Annotated in this window: 12 protein-coding genes; 5 read left to right on the forward strand and 7 right to left on the reverse strand. The window is 38.1% G+C overall.

Annotation, left to right across the window (positions count from 1 at the left end; genetic code table 11):
• Positions 1 to 26: 26 nt before the first annotated feature.
• Positions 27 to 2,063, forward strand: coding sequence for an ATP-dependent helicase (locus EHQ58_RS14390; RefSeq protein ID WP_135624587.1), 2,037 nt, complete (start codon positions 27 to 29; stop codon positions 2,061 to 2,063).
• A 48-nt stretch (positions 2,064 to 2,111) separates the two neighbouring features.
• A complete protein-coding gene (locus EHQ58_RS14395) occupies positions 2,112 to 2,702 on the forward strand; it encodes an MORN repeat-containing protein (protein WP_135624588.1) in 591 nt (196 codons plus the stop codon).
• A gap of 61 nt (positions 2,703 to 2,763) precedes the next feature.
• Here EHQ58_RS14395 and EHQ58_RS14400 read toward each other — a convergent pair whose 3' ends face one another.
• Positions 2,764 to 3,543: a M48 family metallopeptidase gene (locus EHQ58_RS14400; protein WP_135624589.1), complete on the reverse strand. Its 780-nt coding sequence runs from the start codon at positions 3,541 to 3,543 to the stop codon at positions 2,764 to 2,766.
• Positions 3,544 to 3,577: 34 nt separating this feature from the next.
• Positions 3,578 to 5,683: a GGDEF domain-containing phosphodiesterase gene (locus EHQ58_RS14405; protein ID WP_135624590.1), complete on the reverse strand. Its 2,106-nt coding sequence runs from the start codon at positions 5,681 to 5,683 to the stop codon at positions 3,578 to 3,580.
• Positions 5,684 to 5,778: 95 nt separating this feature from the next.
• Between EHQ58_RS14405 and EHQ58_RS14410 the strand changes: the two genes are divergently transcribed.
• Together EHQ58_RS14410 and EHQ58_RS14415 are read left to right on the forward strand one after the other, a co-directional pair.
• Positions 5,779 to 5,958, forward strand: a complete 180-nt coding sequence (locus EHQ58_RS14410) for a hypothetical protein (RefSeq protein ID WP_135624591.1) — start codon at positions 5,779 to 5,781, stop codon at positions 5,956 to 5,958.
• A 108-nt stretch (positions 5,959 to 6,066) separates the two neighbouring features.
• Entirely contained in the window at positions 6,067 to 6,390 is a 324-nt protein-coding gene (locus EHQ58_RS14415) for an STAS domain-containing protein (protein ID WP_135624592.1), read from the forward strand.
• Positions 6,391 to 6,397: 7 nt separating this feature from the next.
• On the opposite strand, the gene EHQ58_RS14420 is transcribed toward EHQ58_RS14415, so the two are convergent.
• Positions 6,398 to 7,969, reverse strand: a complete 1,572-nt coding sequence (locus tag EHQ58_RS14420) for a tetratricopeptide repeat protein (RefSeq protein ID WP_135624593.1) — start codon at positions 7,967 to 7,969, stop codon at positions 6,398 to 6,400.
• Positions 7,966 to 9,492 carry a SpoIIE family protein phosphatase gene (locus tag EHQ58_RS14425; RefSeq protein ID WP_135624594.1) on the reverse strand — a complete coding sequence of 509 codons (1,527 nt, stop codon included), beginning with the start codon at positions 9,490 to 9,492 and terminating at the stop codon, positions 7,966 to 7,968. Before EHQ58_RS14425 ends, EHQ58_RS14420 begins: the two co-directional genes overlap by 4 nt.
• 78 nt (positions 9,493 to 9,570) lie before the next feature.
• Between EHQ58_RS14425 and EHQ58_RS14430 the strand changes: the two genes are divergently transcribed.
• Complete coding sequence (locus EHQ58_RS14430; protein ID WP_135624595.1) at positions 9,571 to 10,623, forward strand: LB_137 family protein; 1,053 nt, start codon at positions 9,571 to 9,573, stop codon at positions 10,621 to 10,623.
• 1 nt (position 10,624) lies between these two features.
• Here the strand turns inward: EHQ58_RS14430 and EHQ58_RS14435 are convergent, their stop codons facing one another.
• The 3 genes from EHQ58_RS14435 to EHQ58_RS14445 form a co-directional block, all read right to left on the reverse strand.
• Entirely contained in the window at positions 10,625 to 11,971 is a 1,347-nt protein-coding gene (locus EHQ58_RS14435) for a PrsW family glutamic-type intramembrane protease (protein WP_135624596.1), read from the reverse strand.
• A gap of 106 nt (positions 11,972 to 12,077) precedes the next feature.
• Complete coding sequence (locus tag EHQ58_RS14440) at positions 12,078 to 13,283, reverse strand: VWA domain-containing protein (RefSeq protein ID WP_135624597.1); 1,206 nt, start codon at positions 13,281 to 13,283, stop codon at positions 12,078 to 12,080.
• Positions 13,284 to 14,072: an AAA family ATPase gene (locus tag EHQ58_RS14445; protein ID WP_135624598.1), complete on the reverse strand. Its 789-nt coding sequence runs from the start codon at positions 14,070 to 14,072 to the stop codon at positions 13,284 to 13,286. It abuts the gene before it with no gap.
• Positions 14,073 to 14,134: the final 62 nt, after the last annotated feature.

The raw sequence follows: 14,134 nt of genomic DNA on the forward strand, positions 1-14,134 counted from the left end.
TTGTCAATCGATTGAAGTATAAAAAAATGATACTTGTGAAAAAAGGGGAAAATCTAAACGAGAGCCAAAAAAAAGCTGCCGAGGCAGGCCAAGGCCCCGTACTTGTGATAGCTGGTGCTGGAACTGGAAAAACAAATACTCTAGTTCATAGAATGTTTCATTTAGTGCAATCAGGCGTCTCACCAGAAGCTATTTTACTGCTTAGTTTTTCCAAAAGGGCAGCTGCGGAAATGTTAGCTCGCGCTTCCTTTCTATTGGATAGGCGAATGGAAAAAGTGAGTGGAGGCACGTTTCATTCTTTCGGAAATCAATTTCTTCGAAAACATGCCATGAAACTCGGATTTTCCTCCAATTTTTCGATCTTGGATACCGAAGATGCCACGACTCTGATCGGAATTTGCCGAGAGGATTTTTTACGCGAAAAGCAAGTGAAACGATTCCCAAAAAAGGAAACTTTATTGGATATCATATCCTCATCCTTTAATACCAATCAATCTCTGGAAAAAGCAATCACCCGTGAGTATCCACAATTTATCAGGGAAACCAAAGAGATTCAAGCAATCAAAGAAATGTATGAACTCCAAAAATTCAAATCTAACTGTTTGGATTTTGACGACCTATTGCACTTTACACGTAAGCTGCTAATGGAAGACCGAAATGTTCGAATCCAAACAGCAGAAATCTATAAGTGCATTTTGGTAGATGAGTACCAAGACACCAATAAAATACAGGCGCATATTGCTTGTTTAATTGCGAGCGAACATTCGAATATAATGGTAGTTGGCGATGATGCCCAAAGTATCTATGGTTTTCGTGGGTCGGATGTGCGAAATATTTTAGACTTCCCTAAAATATTTCCTGAAACAAATACCATTACCTTGGAAGAAAATTTCAGAAGCGAACCAGAAATTCTAGACCTGGCGAATTCCATTCTCTCGAAATTTTCTGAAACGTATAAAAAGCAATTATACTCGAAGAAGGAGAAAAAAGGCTTAAAACCGAGTTTGTATAAAGCCTCCTCTGAAGAAACAGAGGCAGACTTTATCGCAAATAAAATTATCGAAGAAAATGAAAACGGTTCCAAATTCAAGGATATCTCTGTGCTTGCACGTTCTGGATGGCATACGAATTTATTAGAATTAGAATTAAATGCGAAAAATATTCCTTACAAGAAATTTGGCGGAAGAAAATTTCTTGAGCAATCTCATGTAAAAGATATTATTTCTTACTTAAAAATCTGTGTCAATCCGGTAGATTGGCTCTCATTGACACGAATCGCCTTACTAGAAGAAGGTGTTGGGCCAAAACAAGCAAGTTTATTGATACACAATTTGCAAAGGACAATTTCACTGGAAGATTTCTCTGGTGATTTGATCTTGCATGATTCATTTTGGCTGGGATTCTCAAAGGAGGCTAAGCGAAGCCTAATCCAATTATTGGAATATATCAGTTCGCTCCGAGCGAAACATACGAATGCAAGCTTACAATTGTATGAATCAACGCTCTCCTATTATACTCCGATCTTAAAGAATAAATACGATGATCATGAAAAGCGAAAACAAGATTTGGATACCATCGGAATTCTGGCAAAGGATCGTACATCGATCCAAGACTTTATTTCTTATTTGAGTTTAGAAGCAACCGAATCATATCAAATCTATCCCGATAAAGAAAAGGAAGAAGAAGGTTATGTAACTCTTTCTACCGTTCATTCCTCTAAAGGATTGGAATGGGACATCGTATTTGTCTTACACTTATTAGACGGTCAATTTCCCTCAAATCGGATCAAAACGAAAGAGGATTTGGAAGAGGAAAGAAGGCTCTTTTATGTCGCGATCACACGAGCGAAATCAAAACTTTTTCTCACCGCGCCAGTGGTGGATAGCCAGAAAAATATTCAATTGCGGTCTTTAACTAGATTTATCACCGAGCTTGAGAATCTGGATTCACTTCTAGCTAACGATAAATCAATAGATGAGAACTCCGAAAAAATCGATAAAATGGACGAAAAAAGCCAAAAAACGGACCGATTCGAACAAATTCAAACCTACTTTTTGAATTGATTTTTTGATCGTTCCTTATTTACTAAAAGCCTACATTCGGAGGATCGCATGATTTTACTCTCTTTTCAGAGGGCTTTATTTTTATTATTAATTCTGGTTAGTTTTTCACTAACCAATTGTTCTTCTACAGAAACAAAATCTGAAGATGCATCCAGCGAATCTGCAGATACTACTAAAGACTCAGTCAATCAAAAAAAGGTTGAGAGTATTGATGTATCCGACCCATCAAAAAAAGAAGAGAGCTCTTCTGAAAAGAAAGTAGGATGTATCGAAGGCGATTGCGTCAATGGCATTGGCAAATACATTTATGAGAATGGCGACATCTATACTGGATCTTTTAAAAATGATCAACGTGAAGGCAAAGGAAATTTCGATTATGTCGATGGCGAAAAATTTAGTGGAATTTACGTTGAAGACAAACGCCAAGGACTTGGTGAATATCATTTTAAGAACGGAGACAAATACATCGGAGAGTTTAAGTCAGGTCAGATTAATGGCAAGGGCATTTACACGTTTAGCGACGGACGGGCCTTAGATGGCGAATTTCAAAATGATGGTCTTGAAGGAAAAGGAACTCTTATGGAAGAGGGAAAACCTAAAGAGTGTAAGGTACAAGCTCGTAAACTTGTTTGTGACTAGATTAAATACTACCTTCCTGCGTATCGTAGCAGGAAGGTTAAAGATTAGATGTAAATATTCATTAAAGCTTACAATTCGGTAATTTACCATTTCGATTCGCTTCTTCTCTCAGTTGCAAGGCATCAGGCATTTTTTGATTTAAGTTTTTCATTCTGGTTTCGTCAGAAGGATGTGTAGATAACAATTCATTCGGTTTTCCACTGCTCATTGCACTCATATTTTCCCAAAGTGAAATACTTTCTTTCGGATCGAATCCAGCTTTGGCCATGATTTCTAAACCAATTAGGTCTGCTTCCGATTCATGAGCACGCGAGAATGGGAGCAAAATTCCAAATTTGGCGCCACCACCTAAGATGCCTGCCATTTCTCCTTTTCCGATTTTCGTCAGAGCTTCCATCCCACCTTGTGCCACTTGGTTTTGAGATATTCTTTCATTTCCATGTCTAGCAATCACATGACCAATTTCATGCCCAAGAACAGCCGCAAGCTGGTCCGCAGTTTTAGTTACAGGAAGTATTCCCGTATGCACACCGATTTTACCTCCAGGTAAAGCAAACGCATTTGGTGTATTGTCTTTAAAAACAACAACTTCCCAATCTGTAACGCCAGTTGTATCTTCGCTTACAGCTAACTCTGCCGAGACTATGCAGTTAACGTATTTATTGATAGAATCAGATTTTTCTATGGGAGTTTTCTTTTTCATTTCAGAAAACGCCTCTGCGCCTAATTGATTCATCTCTGGATCTTTAACGAGAATGAGTTGTCTTCTTCCTGTTGGAGAAGTTTGGCAATGTAGGAGAAATAATAGTAAAGAATAAATCAAAAAGGAAACGATCTTCATTTTTACCTCGAATTACTTGAAATTGGTTGAAATCTTAATAAATTTGTCCAGTAAACTTTTCCAAAAAGTGATTCGCATCTTCTCTAGAAAGAGGTTTTGCGATTAAATAACCTTGTATCATATCACACTTAAATTCGCCTAAAAGCTTGAATTGAGCAATTTCTTCCACACCTTCTGCGACTACCTTCAATCCCAAATCGTGAGCCATATAGATTATGGATACAAGTAACTTTGCTTCTTTTGATCCAGCGGTTACGTTATTTAAGAAGGATTTGTCTATTTTGACAATGGAAAGAGGTAATTTTTCAAGGTAAGAAAGCGAAGAATACCCGGTACCAAAATCGTCGAGCGCTATCTTTACACCGATATCGCGAAGATTTTCCAAGATAGGAACTGTCTCCTCCATATTTTTCATAGCTAAACTTTCCGTGATTTCCACCTGAATGGTTTCGTATGGAATTTCATATCTTTGTTTGATATCAACCATCCAGTGGAATATATTTTGGTGTTGGAAAACCTGGGGTGATAGATTCACCGCTACGACGATGGTTTTTCCTCGGGTTTCAAGAACAGACTGGATAAATTTTGCAGTCTCCTCTAAAACAAATTTGGTTAAAGGAAGAATTAATCCCGAATTTTCTGCCATAGGGATAAAATCAATCGGTGAAACCATTCCCTTTTTTGGGTGTTTCCATCTAACGAGTGCTTCCCAGTGTCCAATCTCATTGGATTTTAAATCCAATATGGGTTGGTAAAAGACAATAAACTCGGAGCGCTCGATTCCTTTGCGCAAATCATTTTGAATTTCTAGTTGGTAATGAATTTTCTCTTTCATGTCCTCGCTAAAGGTGCAGATAGAACCAACCTTGTTTTCTTTTGTGTGAAACATGGCTATTTCCGCGTTTTTGAGGATCTCTTCCGCTTCCTTTCCACCCATTCCAAAACCAGCTAGGCCAAACGATGCAGTCAGGTAGAGATCATATCCCCTATAGGGAATGATTTCTTTCAAATGATCCTGCAAACGAATGGCAAAATCTAAACCCTCTTCTATCGATAAAAAATCTACGACAAGCACAGCAAAAGAATCTGCAGTTAGGCGAGTCGTAATGGCAGAAATTCCACAAAATTTATTGATTCGATCTGCAAAGATTCTTAGGATATCATCACCTGCGGTACTTCCAAGGGAATGGTTGATCCTGCGAAAATTGTCGAGATTTAGAGAAATGACGATGGGAAAACCGCCCTGATTCGAATTGTATTCGAAAATTCTTTGTTCAATTCTCGCCAGGAATAATGCCCTGTTAGGAAGTTCGGTTAAATTATCATAGAAAGCATCATGTGTTAGTTGGCCTTCGGCGAGCTTTCGATTGGTAATGTCATGATGAATGGCAATATATTGAAAGACCGATCCATCATCGTCTTCAAAAGGAACGATTGTAGTTTCGACCCAATAGGAAGAACCATCTTTTTTTGTATTCTTGATTTCGCCATGCCATACCTTGCCTTGGCGAATCGTCTGCCAGAAATTTTCCCAATCCTCTTTTGATTTTTCTTGTGACTTTAATATTCGGTGCGAACTTCCAATTAGCTCATTTTCCGAAAATCCTGAAATTTGTACAAATTTATCATTAACGTATGTTATTATGCCACTGGCATCCGTGATTGAGACTATATTTGCCTGGTCGACAGCGTAATTTTGAAATTGAATCTCTTTTAAAGATTTCTCCAAATAGGATTGGGTAACCTCTTTTTCTCTTCGAAAAACTAACTCTCTCCTTTCCCTCTCCAAAACGTGCGTTAGGCGGAAGAGATTCGTTGCATCAATAATATCCGCGGCTCCCGCGCTCATTAATTTCAAGGATTCATTATAATTTTCCGGATGCGAGATTATGATAAAGGGAATATCCAGTTGTTTTGACTTTAAATCTAAAAGCAGATTCATGGGTGGAATCACTGGGTTCCATCGAAAGGAAACTAGAATTGAATCCCAGTCTTCTTCATGAATCCGTTTATCCCAGTCCTCTTTACTCATAGCGACTTGGTAGAGCGGCGAAAAGCCTTGTGATTTAATTTCTCGAATGATTCGAAAGACTTCCTCTTGGTCAGAGGCAACGATTAGGATACAAAGTGGGCTTCCCATGAAATCTCTTTCTAATTTATTTTGATTCGCTAGGATTACAACTAAAGCATCGGAAAAGTTCTTTTATTTTTTGTATTCTTTGCAATGGTTAACTGGTGCACCCTAAGATTTTTGAGTCGACTTACATTAAAAAAGAATATCTAGAGCAAGAATTAAAGAAGATGCTTCTCGAAATTGGTGATTTGGATTACAAAGCCCTCGGCGATTATGACAAAGGTGGTTTTGATGGCTATAATCAAGCAGTCACAGAGATTTTAAAGAAAATCCAGCATTAGGCAATCACCTAAAAAAAGACAAAAATTTGCTCTGTTCTCGCTTGGTTGCAAAAAGTCTTTACAAAATAGAGGTAAATCAGGAGACTTAGAAAGCTAGCAGGAAGTTCAATGAATTTCACAACAAAACAAGTAAAAAATCATACAGTAGTGACTCTAGAAGGGTCTTTAGACATATATTCCGCACCCGCACTTAAAAAAGAATTACATAAGATTATAGATGATGGCGCCGAATCGGTTGCTATTGATATGGTAAACATAAAACTGCTCGATTCCTCAGGGATCGCTCTCCTAGCGAACCTTCAAAAAAAGCTAAAATCCGAGGAAGGCACTTTTTTTCTACTCAATGTGAGTCAAGACGTGATGGTGATCTTGAAACTGTCCAGCCTTGATAAATTTTTTACGATCCTCGCAGGCGAAGCCGAACTTCCTTAAATTAGATTTATTGGACTCCGATTGATTTTAGATTGGAGTCCTTGATTTCACCCTCTACCTGATTCGATTTTGTATTCCAAATTCCTGATTCCGTTCTAGTCAATTGCAGGGATTCTACTTTCGTTCCTTCTTCGGTTTCGATTTGAAGCATAGAGTTCGATTTATTGGTCTGGATTTCGGCAATCATTTCTAATGGAATCGATAGCTTAAATGTGCCCAAAGCGAGATTGGCAATGGTTCCATCAGAAATTAAGGTATCACATAAAACAAGTCTCCCATCTTTCATTTTTACCTGTAGTTTGGTAAGGACTGGTTCTTCTTTTTTTATTGGTAGAATGGCTGTTTCTTTGACAGGAGTTTCCTGAATTTTTTTCTCATTTAACAGTATTTGACGGTCCTCTTTTACTAACGGAATTTTTTCTTCCGCTACGACTGATATCAATTTTTGAGTTTCCTGTTTTGATTCGAGAAGGGAATCCTTCAAGCTATCTTTAATTTCAGCCAATTCTTTCGATTCTTCTGAGCCAACATTTGAAGTTTCTGCTTTTAAAATTTTCTCTATTATGATCGGTTTTAAAACCAGAGACTTTCCTTCTTCAATATTGGCTACTGCCTTTGTGTCGCCTAGTCTGGTGGCTTCAGATTTTGAAAATTCTGCTAATGATTTATTTTCCTGATAAAAATTTCCAATCAATAGCAATCGTCTGTTAGCTCTAATCGCCACCTCCTTGTTTGATTGTTGTTTTACGAGTTGAATGTATTCCTTTACCGCATTCGATGTTCGGCCTAATTCTTCCATTGATCTCGCCTTGATATAGGATTGATCTTTTGTGAGAATCGGAATCGATTCAAGAGTCTTTAACGTAGATTCGTAATCTCCGGCTTGAAATGAAGATAATACTCGTTCTTCGGGATTTTTATTTAAATTTTCAAACTCTAATTTTCGTTTGTCACTTTCTACAAGAAAACTAATTAAGAGTTCCGCATTCTCAGCATAATGTGTTCCAGGGAAATAATCAATCGCCTTTCGAAGCTTAACAAACGCCCTATCTCTCTCTCCCATCATTACCAAACAGTAGCCATGGTGTAAAAGTGTGAAAGCATGCTCATCGGCAAGCGATCCCTGGAGAATATCTTCAAGCTCTTCATATTTTTTGCTGGCAATGGAAAATTTTCTCGTTCTTTCCATGTAGAAGGCAAATTGCAGGCGAATGATTGTTTTTTGTTGCTCTTCCAGTTCTAAGAAAGGTTTAAAGTTTAACGTACGAACCGTATTGATGACGGCCAAACCAAATTTATCTTGCCATCCCATTTCCAGATCTATGCCTTTTGTTTCGGAATTCATAATTCCGGATTCCAAGACATTCACTTTTACTTCTTGAAGATAATCATCTTTCGAAAGAAACATCTGTTTCAATCTTTCTCTTAAAGTCTGGGATGAAAGTTCGTAATTCATGAGTTGGTCTCTCAGGATTCCGAATCGCAATTCTTGTAATTTTACTCCTACTATCGCCTGTGATGCGAGACCAAAAAAACAAAATAGTAGTATAAATATAAGAAAGAAAAGAAATTTTCTCATTCCGGAATTTCTATGACAAGCATTGTCACGTCATCTTTATATTCTTCGTGAACTAGATCTAGATCTGCCATTGCAAGCTCCACGATCTCAGTATTTGATTTTTCAATATTCTCCATTACCAAATTCGAAAACCGATCCAGCCCATATAAACTTCCGTCTTTTAGAGGTGTTTCTACGACTCCATCGGTATATAATATTATCTTATCACCTGGCTCCACGGAAAACTCAACTAGGGAGTATTGTATATCGTCTCCCATTCCTAAGGGTGGTCCAGAGCTATCGATATAAGTAATTTGTTTCGTGGATGGACGGATCATAAAGGGAGCATTATGCCCAGCATTTACGAATTTGATTTTCCCTGGTTCATCTAGTATGACAAAAACACCCGTGGCAAAAAATGAGGCTTGTAATCGATTGGCAATGGTTTCGCCGAGAAAATTAATAGCAATAATTGGATCATGATTTTCTTTCATGATGGCTTGTAAAGTCATTGCCATAACCACCGTTACTAGAGCAGCTGATACACCATGTCCAGATGCATCGGCAAGGAAAAAAGCATAAAATTCTTTACCCTCACCTTCATCGAAATAAAAATATTGATATAAATCTCCGGAAACTTCGCGCATAGGTCGGTAAAGTTTACCGATTTTAAATTTTTTATATTTTTTCGGGGATGGCAAAAACAGTTCCTGAACTTCTTTTCCGATTTGCAGTTCTTGATTGATTTCATCATTAAGCTTAGTAATCAAGTTTACCTTCGTCTCTATTTCACTCGCCATGCTATTAAAGGAATTTCCTAGATTATCGAGTTCATCCTCATTTTTAAAATTCCACGAGACTCTTGATTTCAAATTGCCTTCTGTCATTTCCTTGGAAGCTGCCTCAAGGAGTCCAACTCTTCGGAATATGGCCCGATATACTAAGACTGCAAATATTAAGTGAAAAACAACGCCCCAGATAACAGCGTAGGCAACTTGAATGTAAAGTTGCTTCAATCTTTCCTGGATAGAAGCGATGTTAAAGTGTGTGGATAGAAATATTTCTTGTCCACTGGCTGCCTTTATGGGCAATAGGAAATCAACTGTAAAATCTTCTTCATTTAAATCAAGACTGTAGCGCGCTTTAAATAGACTGCCTTCTTTATCTGAGGAGACATCTTTCGATTTGCGAATAAGGGCTTCCGAGACCGTAGCAGATTCCTGGTTGTTTTCTGGTTCCGTTTGCCATATTTTACCATCGCCTTGAAAGATGATAAAGTTATCAATATCATATAACTTTAAAGTTTTTCTGAAAACGTTAAATGCTTCGTCCCTAACCGGTTTGAGACCAATATTCTGCAAATCCGCAAGGATTGTATTTGCAAGATTTTCTGATTGAAATTGAAAATTTTTAAGAAGTAGATCAGATTGATTTTCAAAGATCATAACCGTGAAAAATATAATATTGAGTAAGGCAAGTAGAGAATAAAAGAGGCCTATTTTAAATCGAAGAGAATTAGTAGTTTTAGTTTTACTTTTGATCACGGTCGCTAATGATATTGTCGATATTTGTAAGTGAGAAATCTATCATAAAAATAGAGTTTTCAGAGAATGGAATCCAGATTGCAGTACAAAAGAATACATCCTATATTCCCTCGTATATTATTCGTATTTTTTTATCTGGGTATGGGGATTTCTCTGCATGCTGACAGGATATTCCTCAAGTCCGGTGCATCAAGCATCGGAAAAGCACTAAGTGTTTCTACGACTCACGTGGATTGGCAAGAAGAGAAGAATAAAATACGTAAAATCCCACTCGCAGAAGTGGAGAGAATTGACGTAGGATATGACGGTGTACCTGTTTGCACAAATTTTAAACCGATGCTTGCCGAAAGATGTGACCTACTCCTACATCGAATTACAAAAAACACTGTCTCTTTTACATCGAAGGCAGATCCCTTAAAACTCGATGTTTTGCCTCTCGCCAAGATAGTCACATTAAAGCTTACCTTTTCGCCAGAAGAGGATTACAGTTTATTCATCAAGCCTGGCATTTCGGGAATCTGGGAAGCAGGAGATTTTAAAGGTAGCGCGACTTTGGTATCCAACCAAAATCAAATCTGGGTATTGCAGCCAAAAGAAAGGGGCCTGGCATCGATCTCAATACCCTTTGATCAGATGAAAAATTTCCAATTGGACCGAGTTCAGACAATCTCAGAAATTGTCATCGAAAACGGACCCAAGGTCATCCCCGGGATTGCTCCGTTACAAGATAAAAAATATACAAAATCAGCCTTGCTTTTCAGTGGCGCCATTCTATCCGGACTCGGCATGTTCTATGAGTACAACCAATCTGTGAACGCAATCAATAATGACAGAGAGTATGTGCCTTCTCCTGATGGTAGAATTTTTATTCTAAGTAATGTGCTTTCAACGGATCGGTATGACTTTCACAATCGAAGATTCCAAGCATACACAGCACTCTTATCTATGATTGTCGTTTATTCTCTGTTTGATGCATTTTATCTGGGGCAGATGGAATCGCAAAATGGTAACACGAGCAGTGTTTGGTTGAAACCAGGCGTGGAAGCCTCCGTACAAAGTAAGCAGAGATTTTCCCCTATTCCAACGGGAAATTTATTGCATTACTCCTTTGAAGTTGAAGCAAGATTCTAGTCTAAATATATCGATTTCGAATCAAAAGATTTTTGAAATTTTGACGTAACCTCACCAGATTCCAGTGGATCAGAAATCGAAACGGAATTTCCTCTAACTCGCACATGGCGCCACAATTGCCTTCTTCTCCTTCTTTAACCCAGAGAATTTTTCCTTTTAGTTTTGCATACTGTTTGATCCCAATCCAAAAGTCAAATATTGCTGGCGTGTTCTCCGGATATACCTTGGAGACAGGAATAAAAAACTTATTCCAATAAATATGGAACAACGCAGTATTTTCCTCGGATCTTTCAGTTTTCAGATCGACTGATCCAAATAAAGGAACAGCAAGCATTCTATCTCGGAAAAAATAAGGATTTAAGACACCGGCAAAGAAAAACATAAAACCAAGGACTGCCGGATAGATAATGAACAAAGCAAAGTAATCCTTTAACTCCAGATCCACAAACATTTTTGTAATGATGACAGGATCATAAATTAGCAGAGCCGCTGAGAGTATTGATGGTATAAGAAAAAAAATCGTAATTATGATGTGTCTTAAATTTGGTATCTTCAATAATTTGACACTACTCGTTGAGATATGCTTTTGAACGTTTTGTATCCACCCTTCATGTCGATTGTGTCGGCTAATGATTTCATATTCCTCGACTGTCATATTCATGAGCTTCAAAACATACCCAGGAAGTAAAATTCTCGATTTTGCAATGGTAATTTCTAATAAAAAAAAGAGAGATAAAATACACAAAGGAAGAACTAGCAATATATTGGCGTCAATGAATAATGAATAATTATAAAAAGCGTGCAAAGAGATACAAATACTCATACCAAAGATTAACCGAATCCATCGTATAAAACCGTGCCCAGAAAATAAAAAAATCATCAGGAAAGCACCAGCGAGCCCTCCATTAATCATATGAATGGGTAACGCAGAGATGGATCGTAAGACTTGAGACCATAATCCTGTGTCGATAAAGTAAAGTATATTTTCCAGAAGGCCAAATCCGCCGCCTAACACCAGTCCATAAAAAATTCCATCAGTTACAGTAAATTCATCTTGATTCTTACGAAAGAATATATAGATTCCAAGTAATTTGGATAACTCTTCTACCGAACTAGAAAGGATCAATGCTTTGAATTCGTAAGAAGGATATGGGATTAGGATCAAAATAGTTGCTTGTATTGCCAATGCGACGCCAGCACTAAATACGGAGAAGGAAAAAGCCGTATACTGAAGAAAAGATTCCGTAAATCGATAAAAGTGGAATCGGTAAAAAGTATAATAAAATCCTAGCGTTGCCACATTGATTGCTAGAATTAAAATATTGGAAAAAGAAAAGAAAGTGGCCATGTCGTATCTTAATTAACGACAAGAAAAACCTTAGAAATTAGTTCAGACCAGGAATTCGGTCCAGCCGGCATAAAAATCTGTGATATATTTGAAAATCACGAGAAGATTACTTTCCTAGTAGGGATTTAACTGCCTTCCTAAGACCTTCAATGGTCAAAGGAAACATGGGCACAACCTCTTGGATGGCTTCGATGGTAGGTGCTCCCCAAAATCGCTTAGGTTCAGGATTAAGCCAGACAGAATCCGGAAACTTATCCGTTAACTCCTTTAAGGAATCGATTCCACTCTTTCTTTTGCGCGATTTTTCCTCTTCTGATTCACGATGATAAGAGTAAGGGTTGTAAGGTGCACTAAAAAGTTCATAGGGAGCCATATAGGCATCGCCAACAAATACCAATTTTGTATTTTTCCGAAACCTATCTTCGAAATGTTTTAAAGAAATCCTTCCTTCGAATTCGTGAGACTCAAATAAGAAATCATGAAAAATATTGTGAAAAAAAAAGTTGTGAACTTCTTTAAAATGGTATAAAGACTTACTTGCTGAAAATAATTTACTCACTCTTTCCGAATGGGGAGTCATACTTCCTCCGATATCAAGGATCAATACCAACCGAAGTGAGTTTTTACGTGCTTTTTCCTCCACAAGTTCGATTTCGCCTGCATTCTCGCAAGTTTTATCGATCGTTTTATTGATATTAAGGTTTGTTCTTCCTTCTTTTTTTAGAAACCGAAGCTCCTTCAGGGCAATTTGAATCGAGCGCGTATCAATGATCTCATCTTCTCTATATGCTTTATAATTTCTTTCTGTCCATAAACTCACGCCCGTTCGGTTCCCTGCTCCTTCTTCGCCTCCGATTTTAAGTCCGTTTGGATTGAATCCTGAATTACCAAAGGGGGATGTTCCTCCAGTGCCGATCCATTTGCTTCCGCCATCATGCTTTTTTGTTTGTTCGCGAAGTCGCTTTTCTAATTCACGAAAAACATCTTCCATGCTTAAATTTGGAGCCTGTTCTTTTTCTTTTTCTGACAACAATTTATCAATATTTTGATCCAACCAATCAAAGAGCGCATCTCTCAACTGGATCTTTTTTTCTTGAAGTCCAGCGAAAGTTTTTGCAAATCCTATATCATAAGAATCATAATATTTCAGATCCTTTGCAAAATTTAATCGGCCAACACGGTATAGAGTGTCCATTGTCATAAACCCACTCGAATCCGTTAGGCTGCGTACAGTCTGCAAGAAGGCAATCAGTTCCCCCGTAGAACAGGGAATCGATTCTCTCCTTAGGTTATAAAAAAAATCTAAAAACATTTAATTTAAATGCACTCGATAATCTTCTTCCGATTTGAAAAGTGTACCTGCAAATGGGATTTGATCCGAAGATAGCGTTTCTCCGGTGTGTAACAATACTTGAATCCAATCGAGAAGCTCGCTTGTGGAAGGTTTTTTACGCAAACTTTCGATTTTTCGAATCGTATAAAACATTGCGAGCGCCTTCTCCATCAACTCAGTGTTAATTCTGGGATAGTGGGCAAGTATGATTTCCTTCATCGCTTCCCGCTTGGGAAATTCGATATAGTGAAAGATACACCTTCGGAGAAATGCATCTGGAAGCTCCTTTTCGTTATTGGATGTGATGATGATCAGAGGACGTTCTTTTGCCGTGATCATCTCCTTTGTTTCGGGAATGAAAAATTCCATCTTGTCGAGTTCCAGTAGCAAATCATTTGGGAACTCAATATCCGCTTTGTCAATTTCGTCTATGAGAACAACGGATTTTTTTGGGTCTGCAAATGCCTCTCCCAGTGCCCCAAGCCGAATGTAATTTTTTACATCCCTGACTCTCAGCATGGCTTCCTCCTCGGGAAACCGAGAATCATTAAGACGTGCCACAGCGTCGTAAAAATAGAGACCTTCCTTAGCCAGGCTCGTCGATTTTACATGCCAACGAAATAAGGGCAATTTTCGTGCTTCTGCCACATAATTGGCAAGCAAGGTCTTGCCAGTTCCCGGTTCCCCTTTGAGCAATAGGGGGCGCATTGTGATTTCTGCTACGTGTACGGCTTCTCGTAGCTCATCCGAAAGAATATAATCTGCCATTTAAGACCTCCTCCCCAATATTATGGATTTTGCAGGGGAATCTATTAAAAATTGCTTTTTGA

Source organism: Leptospira ognonensis, from assembly GCF_004770745.1.
Lineage (GTDB): Bacteria > Spirochaetota > Leptospiria > Leptospirales > Leptospiraceae > Leptospira_A > Leptospira_A ognonensis.